General features: G+C 68.4%; 16 protein-coding genes. 10 read left to right on the plus strand and 6 right to left on the minus strand.

Annotation, left to right across the window (positions count from 1 at the left end):
• Positions 1-23: 23 nt before the first annotated feature.
• The 4 genes from AN936_RS16070 to AN936_RS16085 form a co-directional block, all read right to left on the minus strand.
• On the minus strand, positions 24-950 hold the full coding sequence (locus AN936_RS16070; RefSeq protein WP_054588991.1) for an OmpA family protein: 927 nt from the start codon (positions 948-950) through the stop codon (positions 24-26).
• A gap of 203 nt (positions 951-1,153) precedes the next feature.
• The gene (locus AN936_RS16075; RefSeq protein ID WP_054588992.1) at positions 1,154-1,945 is read right to left on the minus strand and encodes an SDR family NAD(P)-dependent oxidoreductase; all 792 of its coding nucleotides are present in this window, start codon (positions 1,943-1,945) and stop codon (positions 1,154-1,156) included.
• Positions 1,942-3,426 (minus strand): AMP nucleosidase, encoded by a 1,485-nt coding sequence (locus AN936_RS16080; RefSeq protein WP_054588993.1) that lies wholly within the window; start codon positions 3,424-3,426, stop codon positions 1,942-1,944. Before AN936_RS16080 ends, AN936_RS16075 begins: the two co-directional genes overlap by 4 nt.
• Positions 3,427-3,653: 227 nt before the next feature.
• Positions 3,654-4,136, minus strand: coding sequence for a peroxiredoxin (locus AN936_RS16085; protein WP_054588994.1), 483 nt, complete (start codon positions 4,134-4,136; stop codon positions 3,654-3,656).
• Between the two features lie 162 nt (positions 4,137-4,298).
• Between AN936_RS16085 and AN936_RS16090 the strand changes: the two genes are divergently transcribed.
• On the plus strand, positions 4,299-4,865 hold the full coding sequence (locus tag AN936_RS16090) for a YqgE/AlgH family protein (RefSeq protein ID WP_054588995.1): 567 nt from the start codon (positions 4,299-4,301) through the stop codon (positions 4,863-4,865).
• Here the strand turns inward: AN936_RS16090 and AN936_RS16095 are convergent.
• Positions 4,862-5,248 carry a hypothetical protein gene (locus tag AN936_RS16095; RefSeq protein ID WP_234715601.1) on the minus strand — a complete coding sequence of 129 codons (387 nt, stop codon included), beginning with the start codon at positions 5,246-5,248 and terminating at the stop codon, positions 4,862-4,864. The two genes, AN936_RS16090 and AN936_RS16095, sit on opposite strands and share 4 nt — an antisense overlap.
• Here AN936_RS16095 and AN936_RS24755 point away from each other — a divergent pair.
• The 9 genes from AN936_RS24755 (at position 5,235) to trxA (ending at position 18,700) form a co-directional block, all read left to right on the plus strand.
• Positions 5,235-5,588 (plus strand): hypothetical protein, encoded by a 354-nt coding sequence (locus AN936_RS24755; protein WP_158500104.1) that lies wholly within the window; start codon positions 5,235-5,237, stop codon positions 5,586-5,588. The two genes, AN936_RS16095 and AN936_RS24755, sit on opposite strands and share 14 nt — an antisense overlap.
• Positions 5,589-5,662: 74 nt before the next feature.
• A complete protein-coding gene (ahcY, locus tag AN936_RS16100; protein WP_054588997.1) occupies positions 5,663-7,078 on the plus strand; it encodes an adenosylhomocysteinase in 1,416 nt (471 codons plus the stop codon).
• A gap of 269 nt (positions 7,079-7,347) precedes the next feature.
• Entirely contained in the window at positions 7,348-9,711 is a 2,364-nt protein-coding gene (locus tag AN936_RS16105; protein WP_054588998.1) for a PAS domain-containing sensor histidine kinase, read from the plus strand.
• Complete coding sequence (tsaE, locus tag AN936_RS16110; RefSeq protein ID WP_054588999.1) at positions 9,708-10,160, plus strand: tRNA (adenosine(37)-N6)-threonylcarbamoyltransferase complex ATPase subunit type 1 TsaE; 453 nt, start codon at positions 9,708-9,710, stop codon at positions 10,158-10,160. The genes AN936_RS16105 and tsaE overlap by 4 nt, the downstream gene beginning before the upstream one ends.
• On the plus strand, positions 10,157-11,128 hold the full coding sequence (locus AN936_RS16115; protein WP_054590348.1) for an aminoglycoside phosphotransferase family protein: 972 nt from the start codon (positions 10,157-10,159) through the stop codon (positions 11,126-11,128). The genes tsaE and AN936_RS16115 overlap by 4 nt, the downstream gene beginning before the upstream one ends.
• Positions 11,125-11,844, plus strand: coding sequence for a nucleotidyltransferase family protein (locus AN936_RS16120; RefSeq protein WP_234715602.1), 720 nt, complete (start codon positions 11,125-11,127; stop codon positions 11,842-11,844). The genes AN936_RS16115 and AN936_RS16120 overlap by 4 nt, the downstream gene beginning before the upstream one ends.
• Positions 11,837-14,806: a double-strand break repair protein AddB gene (addB, locus tag AN936_RS16125; RefSeq protein ID WP_054589001.1), complete on the plus strand. Its 2,970-nt coding sequence runs from the start codon at positions 11,837-11,839 to the stop codon at positions 14,804-14,806. The genes AN936_RS16120 and addB overlap by 8 nt, the downstream gene beginning before the upstream one ends.
• Entirely contained in the window at positions 14,806-18,345 is a 3,540-nt protein-coding gene (gene addA, locus AN936_RS16130; RefSeq protein WP_054589002.1) for a double-strand break repair helicase AddA, read from the plus strand. Before addB ends, addA begins: the two co-directional genes overlap by 1 nt.
• A gap of 34 nt (positions 18,346-18,379) precedes the next feature.
• Positions 18,380-18,700: a thioredoxin TrxA gene (gene trxA, locus AN936_RS16135; RefSeq protein ID WP_054589003.1), complete on the plus strand. Its 321-nt coding sequence runs from the start codon at positions 18,380-18,382 to the stop codon at positions 18,698-18,700.
• A 96-nt stretch (positions 18,701-18,796) separates the two neighbouring features.
• Here the strand turns inward: trxA and argJ are convergent, their stop codons facing one another.
• Positions 18,797-20,023, minus strand: coding sequence for a bifunctional glutamate N-acetyltransferase/amino-acid acetyltransferase ArgJ (gene argJ, locus AN936_RS16140; protein ID WP_054589004.1), 1,227 nt, complete (start codon positions 20,021-20,023; stop codon positions 18,797-18,799).
• Between the last annotated feature and the right edge of the window lie 5 nt (positions 20,024-20,028).

Raw genomic sequence — 20,028 nt, forward strand, 5'->3', positions numbered from 1 at the left:
GACGGAGCCGAAGTCCGCCCGGCTTAAATGCCGTCGACAGCCTTGCTGACGAGGATATTCACCGCGACGCGGCGGTTCTGCGCCTTCCCTTCGGGCGTCGAATTGTCCGCCGCCGGGTCGGCTTCCGCCATGCCGGTCGGGGTCAGCATGCGATAGGGCTTCCAGCCGCAGGCTTGCTGGAGATAGTTGACGACGCGGCTGGCGCGCTTTTCGCTGAGTTCCTGGTTGAACTCCTGGCTGCCGGTCGAATCGGTGTAGCCGACGACGAGCAGCAGGGCGTTGTCCATTCCCTGCGCCTGGCTTGCCGCGGCGCACAGGTCCGACTGCGCCTGCGCCGACAGGACGGCCTTGCCGGTGTCGAAATTCACGTTCGTCGTGCCTTTGACATTATACTGGTCGATGTCGCCGACGCGGCCGCGCAGCGCCTCGGTCGCCGCCGTCTGTTCGGCGAAGCGCTGGTCGGTGCCGGTGCGGATCATCGACGCGGTGCGCAGATCCTTGTTCTTGAGCGCGATCTGGTTCGCGACGAGGAGGCCGTTCCACTGCAACGTATCGACTGCAACCGGCAGCCCGTTGAGCAGCGAGTCCGCCGCCAGCTTGTCGCGGTCGAGGCCGAGGAAGCCGCCGCTGCTCTTGATCTTCGTATAATCGGCGATGGCGATCACCGTGTTGTTGCCCTCGGCGGTCGTCACCTGCATCCGGCCGTCGCTGCGCGCCGAGATGATGCCTTCGACCTTGGGGCCCTTGGTCATTTCTTCGGGCGAGGGCAATGTGCCATAGACGGTCGCCATCGGCTCTGCTCCGGACGCGTCCGGGGCCTGCGTATCCTGCGCCTGCGCGTCCTGCGGCGGCGCTTCGTCGGGCTGCTGCGCGGCGACGCTGATGGTTGCGGTCCCTGCCAGCATCGCAGCCAGCAGTAGAATTTTACGATTTTGGGTAATGGCCTTCATATATCGCTCCTCCAAAAATACAGGCCGCCCTCCCGGCAACCCGTGATCGTCGCGTCAACCATCCGCGTAAAAGGAAAGTTCCGGCGAGGCGGTCCCGAAGCCGGGCGATAGGAGCCGATGTTGCGACGAAGCGATGCAACCCGCGTCGCATGATGCGGATTCTAAGGGTCAGCGAAGCTGCGTTTTGTGCCCGGCGGCGCGGTTCAGGCGTTGCGCGCCGTCAGACCGCCGTCGACGGGGATTACCGCGCCGGTGATATAGCTCGCGGCGGGCAGCACGAGGCTGAGCGTCATATGCGCGACTTCCTCGGGGTTGCCATAGCGGCGGAGCGCGGTGCGCCGCCGCGCGAATACCGCCTTGTCCTCGTCGGGCACCTTGTCGGTCATGCCGGTATGGATCGGGCCCGGGCAGATGCAATTGACCGTAATGGCTTCCTTGCCGAGATCGACGGCGAGGCCGCGCGTCAGTCCGGTAACCCCGGTCTTGGCGGCGACATAAGGCGTATCGCCCGGCGTCGCGCCGAGCCCTTCGGTCGAGGCGATGTTGACGATGCGCGCGGCATCGCTTTTTCGGAGGAACGGCAGCGCGGCTCGGGCCATGCGCTGGTGCGCGGTCAGCATCACCGCGATCGCACGGTGCCAGATCGCCTCATATTCCCAGATCGCCTCATATTCGTCGCCGGCATCGAGCGGGGCAAAGCTCGAGACGCCGGCGTTGTTGATGAGGATGTCGATACCGCCAAAATGCGCGGCGATGACGGCGACGATCCGCTTGATCGCCTCGCCGTCGGCAACGTCGAGCGCGAAGGCTTGCGCATCGCCGCCGGCCTCGGCTGCCACCGCTTCGCAGGCGGCAAGGTCGAGATCGGTGACAGCGACCCGCGCGCCCTCACTCGCGAGGAGCAGCGCGGTGGCGCGGCCCATGCCGCTTGCGGCGCCGGTGACGATCGCGACGCGGCCGGCAACCGACCGCGAAAGGGCGCGCGGACCGCTCACCGGAACGGCGGTTCGTTGAAGGCGCGGAGTTTGCGGCTGTGGAGCTTGGCGCCCTCGTCGCGCAGCATCTCGCAGGTGCGGATGCCTATCTGCAGGTGCGCGGCGATCGCTTCCTCGTAGAAGCGGTTCGCCTGCCCCGGCAGCTTGAGTTCGCCGTGCAGCGGCTTGTCGCTGACGCAGAGCAGGGTGCCGTAGGGGACGCGGAAGCGATAGCCCTGCGCGGCGATAGTGGCGCTTTCCATGTCGATGCCGATGGCGCGCGATTGCGAGAAGCGCAGCGCGCTATCGGTATAGCGTAGTTCCCAGTTGCGGTCGTCGGTGGTGACGACGGTGCCGGTGCGCATCCGTTTCTTGAGGTCGGCACCGCTCGTCCCCGACACCGCCTCGGCGGCACCGGCCAGCGCGACCTGCACTTCGGCGATCGGCGGGATCGGGATTTCGGGAGGCAGCACGCTGTCGAGGATATGATCATCGCGAAGATAGGCGTGCGCGAGCACATAGTCGCCGATCCGCTGACTGGGCCGGAGGCCGCCGCAGTGGCCGATCATCAACCACGCCTCGGGCCGCAGGACCGCGAGATGGTCGCAGATCGTCTTGGCGTTCGACGGGCCGACGCCGATGTTGACCAGCGTGATGCCGCCGCCGTCGGGGGCGATCAGGTGATAGGCGGGCATCTGGTGCCGCCGCCACGCGCTGTCGGCGACGAGCGCGCTCGCGTTGACGCCCGACTGGTCGACATAGAGCCCCGCTGCCCCGGCGAGCGCAGTGTAGAGTCCCTGCCCGACCTGCGACCCCGCCCAGGCGACGAATTCGTCGACGTAGCGGTGATAGTTGGTGAACAGGATGTAACGCTGAAAATGCTCGGGAGCGGTACCGGTGTAATGGCGGAGGCGCGCGAGGCTGAAATCGGTGCGCAGCGCGTCGAACAGCGCGAGCGGCTGCGGCGCCGCCGGATCGAGACCGAAAAGTCCGTCGGCGAGCTCGTCGCCGATATCGGCGAGCTCGGTGGTCGGAAAATGGCGCGCGAGTTCGAGCGGGGTGACGCCGCCCATGTCGGAGCCGTCGCTGGCATCGAGCACATAGGGAAAGGGGATCTGCTGCCCCGTCCGCGTCACTTCGACCCGGACGTCATAGTGACGGAGAAGCAGGAGGAGCTGATCGCGGAGGTAATCGGCGAACAGTTCGGGGCGCGTCACCGTGGTGACGAATTCGCCCGCGCGTTCGATGCGGCCGAAGGCGAGATTGTGCCCCGCCTGCCCTTCGAGCCGCTCGCCCGTCGTGATCAGGCGCAGCGCCGGATAGTCAAACAGCCCGGTCGCCGCGGCGTCGGCGGGCGGCAAGGTGCCGTGCTGGACATAGGCGGCGATGGCGGATTTGAGGGCGGCAACCGAGGCGGCGAAGCGGTCCTGCAGTTCGGCGATGACGGCTTCGACGAGCGTTTCGGGGTCGGCGGTTTCACGGGGTTGCGATGATGATGTCATCGCGTCGCTGTTGCACGAAATTGTGACAAAAGGGAAGAGTTGGAGATCGTCAGGCCCTCCCCTTCAGGGGAGGGCGGCGAAACTTGCCAGCTTGCTGGTTAGTTGCAGCGGGTGGGGGCCATCTGGCTTGCGTAAGGCCGATGGCCCCCACCCCGCTCGACTAAGGCCCGGCTATCGCCGGACCAAGTCTCTCTGCCCCTCCCCTGAAGGGGAGGGGTTGAATTGCATCACAGCTGTTCGAGCATATGGTCGGCGCTAGATACCTTGAATTCGCCCGGCGCTTCGACGTTGAGCTGTTCGACGACACCGTCGTTGACGATCATCGAGAAGCGCTGGCCGCGCTTGCCCATGCCGAACGCCTTGCCGTCCATCGTCAGACCGACCGCTTCGGCGAAGTCGCCATTGCCGTCAGCGAGCATCGTGACGCTGTCGCCGGCATTGGCATTCTTGCCCCATGCGCCCATGACGAAGGCGTCGTTGACCGCGGTGCAGACGATTTCGTCGACGCCCTTGGCCTTGAGATCGGCCGCCTTGTCGACGAAGCCCGGCAGGTGCTTGGCCGAACAGGTCGGGGTGAAGGCGCCCGGGACCGAGAAGAGCGCGACCTTGCGGCCCTTGAAATAATCGGCGGTGCTGACCTGTTCGGGACCGTTTTCGGTCACCTTGACCAGCGTCGTTTCGGGCAGCTTGTCTCCGGTCTGGATTGTCATCTCGGCATCCTTTTCATTGAGGGGATTTGGTCGCGGCAGACATTGGGGCGCGCGGCGCGCGAGTCAAGGACAGGAAGCCGACCGGGAAAATTATCGCCGTGCAGCCGGCCGGGCACCGCAAAGGCGCTGGACCCTTTGCACGCCGCCGGGCATTGTAGCGATATGGAAACCGCGCCCTCCTGGTTCACCGGCCAGCTGCTGCTGGCCTTGCCCGGCATCGGCGACCCGCGTTTCGAACATTCGGTGATAGCGATGATCAGCCATGACGAAGAGGGCGCGATGGGGATCGGCATCGCCGACCCGATCGGCGGGATGACCGTCGGCGCGGTGCTCGACCAGCTTGAAATCGCGCATGACGCCGACCCGCTCGATCAGCCGGTCTTCCTTGGCGGCCCGGTCGAGCCGTCACGCGGTTTCGTGCTGCACAGCCGCGATTGGGGCGGCGAAGGCGCGGTGCAGGTCGGCGACCGGTTCATGGTATCGAGTTCGCACGACATCTTGCGCGCGATCGGCGAAGGGCGCGGCCCGTCGCGCTGGCTGGTGGCGCTAGGCTATGCCGGCTGGTCGCCGGGACAGCTCGAGGAGGAAATGGTCCGCCACGGCTGGCACCTGACCCCGGGCAGCGACCATCTGTTATTTGAAACGCCGCCTGCTGAAAGGTGGCAGGCGGCGTTTGCGGAAGCCGGGGTGGACGCCCGGCTCCTGACCACGGAAGGCGGCGAGGCTTAGCGCGCGAGCGCGAGCAGCGGCTTGCCCTGATCGAGGTTGGCGCGAGCAGTGCGCGCGGCCCAGCGCGAATCCACATAGCGGCCGCTGGCAAGTTCGACATCGTAGCGGATCGGGCTGTCGATCGCGGCGTCATAGGCGGCCGCCGCATCGGCAGTGCGGCCAAGGCGCGCATAGGCGGTGCCGAGATTGATCAGCCGCGACGGGTCGCGCGAGTCGAGCGTCGTTTCGCCCGTGAGCTTGGCGACCGCAGCCCGATTTTCGCCGGCCTTGAGTTCGGAATAGGCGACCGGCAGGACCTGCGAATCGGCCTGCGGCCCGGTGACGACGATGATCGACTGGGCGGCGGCAGGGCTCGCGAAGGCCAGTGCGATGAGCGGCAGCATGATTTTTTTCATTCTTTGTATCTCCCCGAAAACTTGGGGTGATTTTCACGCTGGGATCATAAAAAGTCAATGTTTTCTGCAGTTTGTAACATTGCTGTCACAAAAGCCGATTATGCTCATCGCAGGGCGCATTATAAGTCAGGATTTTCAGAATCTTGGGCTTTGCGACTCGCTGTCACAAATGTGCGGCGGCGATTGTCACAATCGGACCCGGCGAAATTTTTTCGCTGCCGGGTGGTTTTTTGCGTCGGCGATTCGCCCCCGGAAGATTCGGGGCGGCAAGCCGGGTTCGGGATATAAAGAAAAGTTTATATTTGATACCGAACGCGCTTTGCGCTAGGGCGCCAGGCATAATTGCTCGACAATTCGGGGCCGCTCGCCTGCGGCCGCAATTCACCTACAGGAGTCTCTACCGTGGCCACTCTCGCCGCCGACAGCCGTGACTATGTGATCGCCGACATCGGCCTTGCCGATTTCGGGCGCAAGGAAATCAACATCGCCGAAACCGAAATGCCGGGCCTGATGGCGCTGCGCAGCGAGTTCGGCGCCGCGCAGCCGCTGAAGGGCGCGCGCATCACCGGGTCGCTGCACATGACGATACAGACCGCGGTACTGATCGAGACGCTGACCGCGCTCGGCGCCGAAGTGCGCTGGGCGACGTGCAACATCTTCTCGACGCAGGACCATGCCGCCGCCGCGATCGCCGCGTCGGGCGTGCCCGTGTTCGCCGTGAAGGGCGAAAGCCTGGCCGATTATTGGGACTATGTCGGCCGCATCTTCGACTGGGGCGTCGAAGATGGCACGACCTGCAACCTGATCCTCGACGACGGCGGCGACGCCACGATGTTCGCGCTGTGGGGCGCGAAGCTCGAAGCGGGCGAAACGATGCCGGCGCCCGAGAATGAAGAAGAGATCGAGATGCAGCGCGCGCTGAAGGCGTTCGTCGCGGCCAACCCCGGCTACCTCACCAAGACGGTCAAGGCGATCAAGGGCGTATCGGAAGAGACGACGACCGGCGTCCACCGCCTGTACCACATCGCCAAGAAGGGCGAACTGCCCTTCCCCGCGATCAACGTCAACGACAGCGTCACCAAGTCGAAGTTCGACAATCTCTATGGCTGCAAGGAGTCGCTCGTCGACGCGATCCGCCGCGGCACCGACGTGATGCTGGCGGGCAAGGTCGCGACCGTCGCCGGCTTCGGCGATGTCGGCAAGGGCTCGGCGCAGTCGCTCCGCAATGGCGGCGCCCGCGTCCTCGTCACCGAAATCGATCCGATCTGCGCGCTGCAGGCGGCGATGGAAGGGTTCGAGGTCGTGTCGATGGACGAAGCCGTGAAGCGTTCGGACATCTTCGTCACCGCGACGGGCAACGCTGACGTCATCACCGCCGAACATATGGCGGCAATGAAGAATATGGCGATCGTCTGTAACATCGGCCACTTCGACAGCGAGATCCAGATCGCAGCGCTCGCGAACTACAAGTGGACCGAGGTGAAGCCGCAGGTCGACCTGGTCGAATTCCCCGATGGCAAGCAGATCATCATCCTGTCGAAGGGCCGCCTCGTGAACCTCGGCAACGCGACGGGTCACCCGTCGTTCGTGATGTCGGCGAGCTTCACCAACCAGACGCTCGCGCAGATCGAACTGTGGACGCGGAGCGATCAGTACAAGAACGACGTCTATGTCTTACCCAAGCATCTCGACGAAAAGGTCGCGGCGCTGCACCTCGAAAAGCTGGGCGTGCATCTGTCGAAGCTGACCCAGAAACAGGCCGACTATATCGGCGTGCCGGTCGAAGGGCCGTTCAAGCCCGATCATTATCGGTATTGATTACTTCGCCTGACGGCGAAGCGGCACCGGCCCGCTCCCCCACCCGGCCTCCCTGACGATAGTAGCCTATGGGAGGCCGGGTGGGGGAGCGGGCCGGTGCTGCGACGTTTCCGCGTCGCGTAAACACGAACGAAATTGTGGACGGCGCGCTCATCGGACGATGTTGCGCGCCGTTTCGCTGTGACATGCGATTGAAACATGACTCCATCGCCTTTAGGGCAAGCGATCATGCGCGCGGGATATCCTGACAAACGAAGCACCGGGGCGGGATGAGCGGATCGCTTTCCCCGACCCTCTTGTTCGCGCTCGGGCTGTTCGCGGCGCTATGGCTGCTCGCCGGACTGTGGGCGGTCGGGCGCGGCATCGCGATGCAGCGCCGCTCGGCGTTCGTCGCCGGACAGACCGAACGGCTGGCGAGCCTGGTCGAGGCGTCGCCCTACCTGCCCGTCATCGTCCGCAGCGACTGGCGCATCGAGGCGAGCGAGCGGCTGGGCCGCTGGCTCGGCATCAGCCGGGGCCCGCGCAATTTCGACGAATTGCGCGGTCTCGATTCCGGGCTCGATCCCGAGGGGCATGACGCGCTGCGGCAGGCGATCCTCGGCGCACAGCGCGGCGCCAAGCCGTTCATGCTGAGCCTGAAGCCGCAGGGCGGCAGCCGGACGATCGTCATTCACGGCGCCGCGGCGCCGCAGGCGGTCGGCGGCCCGGGCAGCGTCCTCTTATGGTTGAGCGACGCGACCGACGGCCAGCAGGCACTGGCGCAGGCGCGCAGCGAACGCGACGAGGCGATGGGCGCCTTCGAAGCCTTGTCGGGGCTGATCGAGGCAGCGCCCTTCCCGATGTGGTTCCGCGACACCAGTCTCGGCCTGGCGCTGGTCAACCGCGCCTATGTGCGCGCGGTCGAGGCGAAGAGCGCGGCGGCGGTGATCGAGGCCAGGATCGAATTGTGCGAACCCGTTGCCGGAGTCAGCGCCGGCGAAGCCGCCGAGCAGGCCCGCCTCGCCGGAGCGGCGCAGATGCGAACGATCCCGGTGACGATCGAGGGCGAACGGCGTATCATGCGCGTCGTCGACGTGCCGCTGGCGCCCGAAGGCGGCCGCGTCATCGGCATCGCCGGCTATGCGATCGACGTCCAGGAACTGGAAAGCGAACGCGGCGCGCACCGCCGCTTCGCCGATACCCAGCGCGAACTGCTCGACCGATTGTCGGCCGCGGTCGCGCAATTCGGCCCCGATCAGGGCCTTGTCTTCGCCAACCAGCCCTTCCGCCGCCTGTTCGCGCTCGAACCCGAAGATGTGGGCGAAGCCCGGCCCCTCGCGCGCCTGCTCGACGCGTGGCGCGACAGCGGGCGGACCCCCGAAGTGCGCGATTTTCCCGAATGGCGGCAGGCGCATGTCGACTGGTTCGCCAGCACGGGCGCCGTCGAAGAGGACTGGCTGCTGCGCGACGGGACGCACCTGCATGTCGTCGCGCAACCGACCCCCGACGGCGGGCTACTGCTGATCGCCGAGGATCGCACCGAACAGGTGCAGCTCGCCTCGACGCGCGACACGCTGCTGCGCGTGCGCACCGCGACCTTCGACAATCTGTTCGAGGCGATCGCGGTGTTCGCGCCCGACGGCCGCCTCCATCTGTGGAACCAGCGCTTCCGCCGCCTGTGGGGGGTCGACGAACCGACCCTCGCGGCGCATCCACGCGTCGACGTGCTGATGGGCGGGCTCGCCGACCGGCTGTCCAAGCCCAACCAGATCAGCATCGTGCAGGAGGTGATCCGCGCCGCGACCCTCGAACGCACCCAGCGCGCCGGAGAGATCCGCTTTGCCGACGGACGCCATTTCGACTTCGCCTCGATCCCGCTGCCCGACGGCAACGCGCTCTTGATCATGCTCGACGTCAGCGACAGCCGGCGGATGGAAAGCGCGCTGCGCGAACGCAACGAGGCGCTGGAAGCGGCTGACAAGGTCAAGACCGCCTTCCTGTCGCGGATGAGCTATGAACTGCGCACGCCGCTGACCTCGATCGGCGGCTTCGGCGAAATGCTGCAGGCGGGCTACGCCGGCAAGCTCGCCGACCAGCAGCAGGTCTATGTCGACGCGATCATGGATTCGGTCGCGGTGCTCGGGCGTCAGATCGACAATGTGCTCGACCTTGCGCAGGGCGAAGCCGGCACGCTGGCGATCGAACGCGCGGCGGTCGATGTGCGGACGCTGCTCGATCAGGCGCTGGCCGACGTCAAACCGCTGGCGGATGCCGAGAAGATCGAGCTGGTCGGCAATATGTCGGCGACCCTCGGCAGCATCGATGGCGACGCGCCGCGGCTGTCGCGGCTGGTCGCGGGGCTGCTCGACAATGCCGTGCGCTTTACCGCCCCGGCGCGCAAGACGGGCGGGCGCGTGCTGCTTCATGCCGACGGCGACGCGCGCGGCGTCGATATCATCGTCTCCGACAACGGCCCCGGCATGCCCGAAGCCGCCGCGGCGGTCGCCAAGGGCGAGCAGGCGGGGACCGCGACCGGCGGCATCGGCCTCGCGCTCGCGCGTCAGCTCGTCGCGGCGCACGGCGGGACGATGGAGGTGCTGAGCGAAAAGGGTCAGGGCACGATGGTGCGGATCAGCCTGCCGCGGGGCGCATGACCGTCCATCGTTACGACTACCCGCTTGCCGACGCCGAACGCTTCGGCACCGCGATCGGCGCGGCGCTGCGGCCCGGCGATGTCGTGGCGCTGGAGGGTGACCTTGGCGCCGGCAAGACGACGCTGGCGCGCGCGATGCTGAAGGCGCGCGGGCTCGCGGGCGAAGCGCCGAGCCCGACCTTTGCGATCGTCCAGCCCTATGCGCCGCCCGAAGTCGATCTCGCCATCGCGCATGTCGACCTTTATCGCATCGAGGACGAAAGCGAGCTGATCGAACTGGGGCTCGACGATTATCTGTACGACGGCGCGCTGCTCATCGAATGGCCCGACCGGCTGGGCCCGGGCGGCTGGCCCGATACGCTGACGCTGACGATTTCGGGCAGCGGCGACGCGCGCGTCTTGACAGCATCGGTGCCGCCCGCTTGGGAAGCGCGATGGCCGCTTCGATGATTCCGCCCGCCCATGCCCCGGCTTTCCTCGCCGCGCATGGCTGGGGCGACGCCCGGATTTTGCCGCTCGCCGGCGATGCTTCCTTCCGCCGCTATTTCCGCGTCGTGGGCGAAGGCCGGCAGGCGGTGCTGATGGATGCGCCGCCGCCGCACGAGGACCCGCGCCCCTTCATCGCGATCGCCGAATATCTGTGCGGACGGGGATTGAACGCGCCGACGATCATCGCCCGCGACCTGGCGCAAGGCCTGCTGCTGATCGAGGATTTCGGCGATGTCCGGCTGCGCGAAACGGTCGATGCCGCGCTTCACAAGGAAGCCGGCTATTATGCCGGGGTCACCGACCTGCTCGTCCATCTCCATGCGCAGCCGCCGATGGACGGGCTGCCGGTGCACGGGCTCGATCAATGGCTGGACGAGGTGATGCTGTTCACCGACTGGTACTGCCCTGCCCTCGATATCGAGGTCGACCGCGATGCGTTTCGCGCCGCGTGGGAAGAGGCCTTGACCCCGGTCGAACGCGACGGCCTGCCGCGCGTCACGGTGCTGCGCGATTTCCATGCCGAAAATATCATGCTGGTCGCAGGGCAGGACGGCATCGCCCATTACGGGCTGCTCGATTTCCAGGACGCGCTGGTCGGCCATCCCGCCTATGACCTTGCCTCGGTGCTCGAGGATGCGCGGCGCGACGTGACCCCGGCGATCGAGTCCGAGATGCTCGCGCGGTATCAGGCGGCGACCGGGCAGGATATCGAGAGCGCCTATTGGGCGCTCGCGTCGCAGCGCAACACGCGCATCCTCGGCGTCTTCGTGCGGCTGTGGAAACGCGACAACAAGCCGCATTACCGGAGTTTCCAGCCGCGCATGTGGGGGCTGCTCGAACGCGATCTGGCGCATCCGGCGCTTGTCGCCGTCCGGCAATGGTTCGACGCCAATGTCCCCGCTTCGAAGCGGGCGGAGGCGTGGAAGTGACGGCGAAAATCGAAAGCGCGATGGTGATGGCGGCGGGGATCGGCAAGCGGATGCGGCCGCTGACTGCCACCCGGCCGAAGCCGCTGGTGCGCGTCGCGGGCAAGGCGCTGATCGACCACAGCCTCGACCGGATCGCGGCAGCGGGCATCGGCCATGTCGTGGTCAACGTCCATTATCTCGCCGACGCGCTGGAGGCGCATCTTGCGGCGCAGAAGCGGCCGTTCAGCATCGCGATTTCGGACGAGCGCGCGCAATTGCTCGAAACCGGCGGCGGCATGGTCAAGGCGCTGCCGCAGCTCCGCGGCGATCCGATCCTGATCGTCAACAGCGACAATATCTGGACCGATGGGCCCGAAGACAGCATCCGCCACCTCGCGCGTCACTGGGACGGCGACCGGATGGACGCGCTGTTGCTGGTGATCCGGCAGGCAAGCGCCAGCGGGCACGGCGGCCGCGGCGATTTCCACATGGACCCGGCGGGCCGGCTGTCGCGGCGCAAGCCTGGGCATGTCGCCCCTTTTGTCTATACCGGCATCCAGCTCGTCTCGCCGCGCCTGCTCGAAGGCGCGCCCGAGGGGCCGTTTTCGACCAACATCCTGTGGGACCGCGCGATCGCGGCGGGGAGGCTGTTCGGCCTGTCGCACATGGGCCAGTGGTTCGATGTCGGCACCCCCGCGAGCATCGCGCCGACCGAAGCCGCGCTGACGGATGGCTGACGCCAAACCCGACGTCTTCTCGATCCCGGTCCATCGGGCCTTTGCCGACGCGCTTGTCGCCGGATTGATCGCGCGCTTTGCCGATGGCGCGCTGGGGCTCGCGGAAGGATTGATCCTGCTGCCGAGCAACCGCGCCAAGAGCGCGGTGCAGGCGGCGTTCGTCCGCGCCGGCGGCGCCGGGCTGCTGATGCCGCGGCTGGCGGTGATCGGCGACGCCGACCTCGACGAATCGATCGGGATTGCGCTCGATGCGATCGACGCCGCCGAGCCGATCCCCCCGGCGATCGATACGCTGCGCCGCCGCCTGCTCCTCGCCGATTTGATCGAGCGGCATACGCCCGCGGGCGAAGCGCCGATCCGCGGTGCGGCGGCGTTCCAGCTTGCCGACGGGCTGGCGCGCGCGATCGACCAGCTCCATTATGAGGAGGTGCCGGTTTCGGCGCTCGTCGACCTCGACCTCGGCGCCTTTGCCGGCCACTGGCAGGCGTCGCTCGCCCGGCTGCGCATCCTCGTCGACCATTGGCCCGCGGTGCTGGCGGCGACCGGACATATCGACCGCGCGGCGCGCCGCAACCGCTTGCTTCAAAGGGTGACGGCGGCGTGGCGCAGCGCCCCGCCCGCGCCCTTTGTGGTCGCGGCGGGGATCACTACCGCCGCGCCGGCAATCGCGCGGCTGCTGCGCACCGTCGCCGATCTGGAGCGCGGCATGGTCGTGCTGCCCGGCGTCGATTGCGGGATGGCGGCCGAGGAATGGCACGCGCTGGGACCGGCGCGGCCGGACCCCGGCGATCCGGCGCGCCCGATTGAGACGCACCCGCAATATCATCTGAAGCTGCTGCTCGACCGGATGGGGGTGGCACGCGAGGAGGTCCGGGCGTGGGACGCGGGGTCGGATTTCGACGGACCCGAAGCGCGCGCGGCGTTCGTCTCCTTGCTCTTCGCTCCCGCCGATTTCACCGGCCAATGGCAGACGGCGGGCGACCTCTCGGCGGCGACCGCGGGGATCGCGGGCGCCGTCTTCGCCGACGACGGGCAGGAGGCGCAGGGGATCGCGCTGCTGATGCGCGAGGCGGTCGAGACGCCGGGGCGCACCGCGGCGCTGGTGACCCCCGACCGCGGGCTGGCCGAACGCGTCGCGGCGGCGCTCGCGCGCTGGGAGATAAACGTCGACGACAGCGCCGGGCAGCCGTTGTCGCGCACGCCACCGGGGGCGCTGTTGCTGCTGCTCGCCGAACTCGCAGCGAGCTTCGATCCGGTGGCGCTGATCGCGCTGCTCGGCCACCCGCTGGTCCGCAAGGGCGAAGGGCGGACGACGTGGCTCGATCAGGTACGGCGGCTCGATCTGATCCTGCGCGAGCCCGGGCTGGCACCGGATTGGGACGGGGTGTCGGCGCGGATCGCGGCGCGCGCCGCCGACCCGAAGGCGCGCGGCCACGGGCTGGCGGCGGAGCTGGCGCCGTGGTGGGACGAACTGTCGGCGTTCGGCGCGATGCTGGCGCCGTTCGCGGCGGGGCAGACGCTGCCCGCCACCTTGTTGGCGGCGCTGCAGGGCGCGCTCGAATGGCTGAGCGGCGACGCGGTCTGGACGGGGCCGGCAGGACGGGCGCTCGCCGAGCTGTTCGACCAGTGGACGCTCGCGCGCGGCGACGGTCCCGCGCTGGTCGATCCGGCCGAGTTTCCCGCGATGCTGGGGCAGCTTCTGACGCAGGCGAGCGTGCGGCCGCCCTACGGGGGGCATCCGCGCTTGTTCATCTGGGGGCTGCTCGAGGCGCGGTTGCAGCGCGCCGACTTGATGATCCTCGGCGGGCTCGACGAGGGGCGCTGGCCCGCCGCAACGCAGCCCGACCCGTGGCTCGCGCCCGGCATCCGCCGCCTGCTCGGCCTGCCCGCGCCCGAACGGCAGCAGGGGATGGCGGCGCACGACTTCGCCGGCGCACTCGGCGCGCGCGAGATCGTCGTGACGCGCGCGGCGCGGAGCGGCGGCGATCCGGTCGTTGCGTCGCGCTTCTGGCTGCGGCTGTCGGCGCTGGCCGGCGACCTGCCCGAACCGGCGCCGGGCGGGGTGCCGCTGACCCGGCTGGCGACGATGCTCGACGTGCCGAGCGGCGATCCGCAGCCGGTCGCTAGGCCCGCGCCGCGGCCACCCGCCGCCGACCGGCCGCGCCGGATTAGCGTCACCGGAGTCGATAGGCTGGCGCGCGATCCCTTCGCTTTCTATGCCGACCGCATGCTCGGCCTGTCGGCACTCGACCCGCTGAGCGCCGCGCCCGACCCGCGCTGGCGCGGGACGCGCGTCCATAAATTGTTCGAGGATTGGGTGCGCGGCGGCGCGACGCGCGACGGCTTCGAGGCAGAACTCGCCGCGCTCGGCGCCGACCCGGCGCTCGATGAAATCGCGCGCGCCTTCTGGCTGCCGCGCATCGAGCCCGCGCTGCGCTGGGCCGCCGCACAGGTCTGGAACGCCGAAGGACGCGAGCCGCTGGCGGTAGAGACGTCGGGCGAGATCGTCGTCGACGGCCTCACCCTGCACGGCAAGGCCGACCGTATCGACCGGACGGACGGCGGCGGCCTGGCGATCGTCGATTATAAATCGGGCGGCGCGCCGAGCGCGAAAGCGGCGTTCAACAAGCTCGACAGCCAGCTTGGCCTGCTCGGCCTGATCGCACAGCGCGGCGGGATGAAGGATATTGCCGCGGCGCCGGTCGATGCCCTCGAATATTGGAGCCTGCGCCCCGACCGCCGCGCCGGCGGCGCCGGGAAAATCTCGAACACCTATGGTTCGCGGAGCGACCTCAAGAGCGCCGAACAGACGATCGACCATGCGAGCGACGCGCTCGCCGAGCTCGCCGCGCTCTATCTGTTCGGCGACGCACCCTTCGTGCCGGGCGATGTCCGCGGCTACGGCGATTACGACCAGTTGATGCGCCGCGACGAATGGTTCGGGCGGGGCGAGGCGGACTGATGGCGAAACCCTCCGGCCTCGCCGAACTCGACCCGCGGCAGGGCGCCGCCGCCGACCCCGAAAGCCATGTCTGGCTGGGCGCGTCGGCGGGCACGGGCAAGACGCAGGTGCTGTCGGCGCGGGTGCTGCGGCTGATGCTCGATGGGGTCTCACCCGAGGCGATCCTCTGCATCACCTTCACCAAGGCGGGCGCCGCCGAGATGGCGCACCGCATCCACGAGCGGCTCGCGGCGTGGGTGCGGATGGACGACGGCGACCTGCGGCTCGACCTTCGCGCGCTGGGGCTCGACTGGGACCGGCCGGGGCTGATGAAGCGGGCGCGATCGCTGTTCGCCACCGTGATCGACAGTCCCGGCGGCACGATCCGGGTGCAGACGATCCACGCCTTCTGCCAGACGTTGCTCGCGAGCTTCCCGCTCGAAGCGAAGCTGCTGCCGGGCTTCCGCGCGATCGAGGAGGATGAAGCGGCGGCGCTGCAGCGGCAGGTCCTCGGCGAACTTCTGAGAGGCGACGAAGAGGAACTGCGCGACGTGGCGGCCATGCTGTCGCGGCGGCTGGGGCAAGATGCGGCGCTGTCCTTCCTGGCGCGCTGTGCCGCGGCGTTCGGCGGGCCGCGCGCGATGCTGCCGCCCGCCGCGCATGATTTGCGGGCGGCGTTCGACCTGCCGGGCGGCGACCCCGATGCGTGGGTCGCAGGCGAGGTCGCCGCGGGCGCGATCAGCGACGAAGATATCAAGGCGGTGGCGACAAGCGGCGCGGCGTGGGGGACAAAGACGGGCGAGGCCTGTTCGGACTTCATGGTCGGCTGGCTGATCGCCGACACCGCCGGCCGCGCCGCGATGCTGCCCGACCTGCTCGGCCGCTTCCTGACCGGCAAGGGCGAGCTGCGGGCCGATTTCGGTGGCGATAAGGGCAAGATGACCGATTGCGTCGACAGCGCGGTGCGCATCGTCGACGCCGCGCAGGCCCTGCTCGCGACCGCGACGGCGATGCGCGTCGCCGACGAACTGGCGGCGGCATGGAAGCTCGGCAGCCGTTTCGCCGAAGCCTATGCGCTCGCCAAGCGCGAGGCGGGGCTCGCCGATTTCGACGACCTGATCACGCTGGCGGGGAGTTTGCTGCGGATCAGCAGCTTCGGCGAATGGGTGCGCTTCAAGCTCGACCAGCGCACCGACCATATCCTCGTCGATGAGGCGCAGGACACCAATATGCGCCAGTGGGGCATCGTGCTGTCGATGGCCGAGGAGTTTTTCGCCGGCGTCGGCGCAAAGGACGAGCGCATCCGCACGCTGTTCACCGTCGGCGACCGCAAGCAGGCAATCTTCGGCTTTCAGGGCACCGAGCCCAAGGCGTTCGCGACCGCGCGCGACATGTTCCACGCGATGGGCGAGATCGGCGGTCAGCCGTTCCGGCAGGTCGATCTCGTCTCCAACTATCGTTCGACCCCGGCGGTGCTCGCGGTCGCCGACGCGTGGCTCGCAGCCGGCGGCGCAGCGGCGATGGGGCTCGACGGCGACGAGCCGCCGCACCATCCGTTCCGGTCGAGCCACGCCGGGCAGGTCGAGCTGTGGGCGCCGCTTCCGGTCGGCAAGGCGCTCGATGCCGAATCCGAAGAAGCCGAGGGCGACGAGGGCGGCGCCGACAGCGGCACCCCCGCCTCCGACCCGGCCTCGATGCGGCTCGCGCGCGCGATCGCCGGGGAGGTGCAGGACTGGATCGCCAATGGCAAGGACGGGCGCCCCGTTTCGCCCGGCGACAATGGCAAGGACGGGCGCCCCGTTTCGCCCGGCGACAATGGCAAGGACGGGCGCCCCGTTTCGCCCGGCGACATCATGATCCTCGTCCGCCGCCGCCGCGACCTCGCGGCGCGGATCGTCGCGCGGTTGCAGGCGCTGCACGTCCCGGTGGCGGGCGTCGACCGCTTTACGCTGACCCAGCCGCTGGCGGTACAGGATTTGCTCGCGGCAATGCGCTTTGCGGTGCAGCCACTCGACAACCTCAATCTCGCGGCGCTGCTCGTCTCGCCGCTGATCGGCTGGACGCAGGACGAGCTTTACGCGCGTACGCACGGACGCGGGCGCGCGGCGCTGTGGGAGCATCTGCGTGCCACCGAGGGCGATATTCCGGCGGCGACGATGGCGGCGCTGCGCCACCTGCTCGGCATGGCCGATTTCACCACGCCGTTCCGGTTCCTCGAGACGATCCTGTCGGGGACGATCGACGGGCGACGGAAGCTGTATGCGCGGCTGGGGCGCGAAGCACGCGACCCGGTCGACGAACTGCTGGGTCAGGCGCTCGCCTTCGAGCAGCGCGAAACGGTATCGCTGCTCGGCTTCCTCACCGCGGTCGAGAGCAGCGGCGCCGACGTCAAGCGCCAGACCGAGGCGCGCAGCGACGTCGTGCGGGTGATGACGGTGCACGGATCGAAAGGCTTGCAGGCGCCGATCGTCATCCTTGCCGATGCGACCGACGATCCGGGGATCGGCCACCGCCCCTTCACCGTCGACGTCGCGGGGTGGGAGAAATTGCCCGTCTTCGCCGTACCCGGCGACGAACGCCACGGGGCGCTGGCTGACGCGTATCAGCGCGCGGCGGCGGCGGCGTCGGAGGAGCATTGGCGGCTGTTCTACGTCGCGATGACGCGCGCCGAGGAAATACTGGTCGTCGCGGGCACGACGAAAAAGCCCGACCGGAGCATCCCCGAGGCGAGCTGGCACGGCGCGGTCGAGGCGGTGCTGGCGGACATGGGCAGCGCGTGGGAGGAAGCGGGGCCGGTCTGGGGCCAGCGCCGTGTCCACCGCGCCAATGCGGGCAAATGGGCGAAGAAGGAAAAGGCCGCGAGGGCCGCGCCGCCGCCGCTCGTCCTGCCCGAATGGGCGCATCGCCCCGCGCCAGAGGAAGCGCGCCCGCCGCGCCCGCTCGCCCCGTCGGCGCTCGGCGAGGACGATGTCGCGGTGGCGCCGCAGGGCGTCGCGCGCGCCGCAGCCGCCGAGCGCGGCGTATGGCTCCACGCGCTGTTCGAGCGGCTGCCGCCGGTGGCGCCCGACCGGCGCCGCGACGCCGCGCTGCGCTGGCTGGCCGCGCAGGCACCCGATCTTAACGACACGCAGCGGGCGGCGATGGCCGACGAGGTGCTCGCGGTGATCGAGGCCCCGGCGCACGCCGCGCTGTTCGAACCGGGAAGCCTCGCCGAAGTGCCCTTGTCGGCCATCGTCGACGGCATGGTGGTGGCGGGGATCGTCGACCGGCTGGTGGTGACGGCGGATGCGGTGATGGTGATCGATTACAAGACGGGGCGGCAGGTGCCGGACAGCGCGGCCGCCGTCGCGCCGACCTATCTGCGCCAGATGGCGGCGTATCGCGATGCGCTGCGCGCGATCTTTCCCGGCTGGCGCGTCGATGCGGCCTTGCTTTACACCGCCGCGCCGCGCCTGATCGCCCTCGACGACGCGCTGCTCGATGCGCACAAGCCGGGCTTGCTGGCAACCAAGGCGAATTTGCCGGGTTCGACCCTTGAGCCTGGGGCGCCGACGCCTTAGCTTGGGTGCAACGGATTTTCAGGAGTTTGAGACTATGGGTACCAAGGCAATCAGCGACGACAGCTTTCAGGCCGATGTCCTCGACAGCGACACCCCCGTGCTCGTCGATTTCTGGGCCGAATGGTGCGGCCCGTGCAAGATGATCGGCCCGGCGCTCGAAGAGATTTCGGACGAACTCGGCGGCAAGGTGGTGATCGCCAAGCTCAACATCGACGATCACCCGAATGCCCCCGCCAAATATGGCGTGCGCGGCATCCCGACGATGATCCTGTTCAAGAATGGCGAGATCGCCGACACCAAGGTCGGCGCGGCACCGAAGAGCGCGCTCAAGGGCTGGCTCGAAGGCGCGCTATAATCCCTCTTTCGTCATCCCGGACTTGATCCGGGATCCATGCTGACATCGCTGGCTATGGACCCCGGATCAAGTCCGGGATGACGATTCTATTGGGGATCAGCTCCGATAATCGGCGTTGATGCTGATGTAACCGTGCGTCAGATCGCAGGTCCAGACGGTCGCGCGGCCTTCGCCGAGCCCGAGGTCGGCGCCGACGCGGATGTTCTGTCCCTTGAGATGCGCCGCGACGGGCGCTTCGTCATAACCGTCGACGGGCAAGCCGTCCTTCGCCACCCAATGATCGCCGAAGCGGATCGCGAGGCGATCGCGGTCGGCGGGTTCGCCCGCCTTACCCACGGCCATCACGACGCGGCCCCAGTTCGCGTCCTCGCCCGCGATCGCGGTCTTGACCAACGGCGAGTTGGCGATGGCGAGCGCGATACGCTTCGCACTGTCGTCGCTCTCGGCACCGCTCACCTGCACCTCGATGAATTTCGACGCACCCTCGCCGTCGCGCACCACCTGCTGCGCGAGGTCGAGCGCGACGGCGCGGATCGCCGCGTAGAGCGCATCGGCGCCGGCATCGTCCCATGATGCAAGAAGCGGGTTGCCCGCCTGCCCGGTCGCGAAGAGCAGCACCGTGTCGCTGGTCGAGGTGTCGCTGTCGACGGTGATGCTGTTGAAGCTGCCGCCGGTCGCCTCGCTGAGCATCGCCTGCAGCAGTTCGGGGGCGACCGCGGCGTCGGTGAAGATATAGCCGAGCATCGTCGCCATGTCGGGCGCGATCATCCCCGATCCCTTGACGATCCCGGCAACATGGACGGTGGTGTCGCCGACGACCGCGCTGGCGCCCGCCCCCTTGGCGAAGGTGTCGGTGGTGCAGATCGTCTCGGCGGCGGCTTCCCACGAGCAGGGCGTGGCGGTGAGCGCCGCCGCAACCCCGGCGCGCGCCTTGTCCTTGGGCAAGGGCACGCCGATGACGCCGGTCGAACTGACGAACACCTCGTTCGCATCGCAGCCGAGATGGCCGGCGACCTGTTCCATGATCTGCTCGACCGCCTCGCGCCCGCGATAGCCGGTAAAGGCATTGCTGTTGCCCGCGTTGACGATCAGCGCGCGGCCGGCACCGCCCTTGACCTGTTCGCGGCCGAGTTCGACCTCGGACGAGCAGCAGACGTTGCGCGTGAACACGCCCGCGACCGTCGTGCCGAGAGCCAGTTCGACATAGGTGAGATCGCAGCGGTCCCAATTCTTGTACTGCGCCCGCGCGACGCGGCGCGTCACCCCGGCGATGTCGGGGAGGGCCGGAAACGAGTCGGGGGCGAGCGGCGAACGGGTGGTCATCGGGG

Origin of the sequence: Sphingopyxis macrogoltabida, from assembly GCF_001307295.1 — a bacterium.
Taxonomy (GTDB): Bacteria; Pseudomonadota; Alphaproteobacteria; order Sphingomonadales; family Sphingomonadaceae; genus Sphingopyxis; species Sphingopyxis macrogoltabida_B.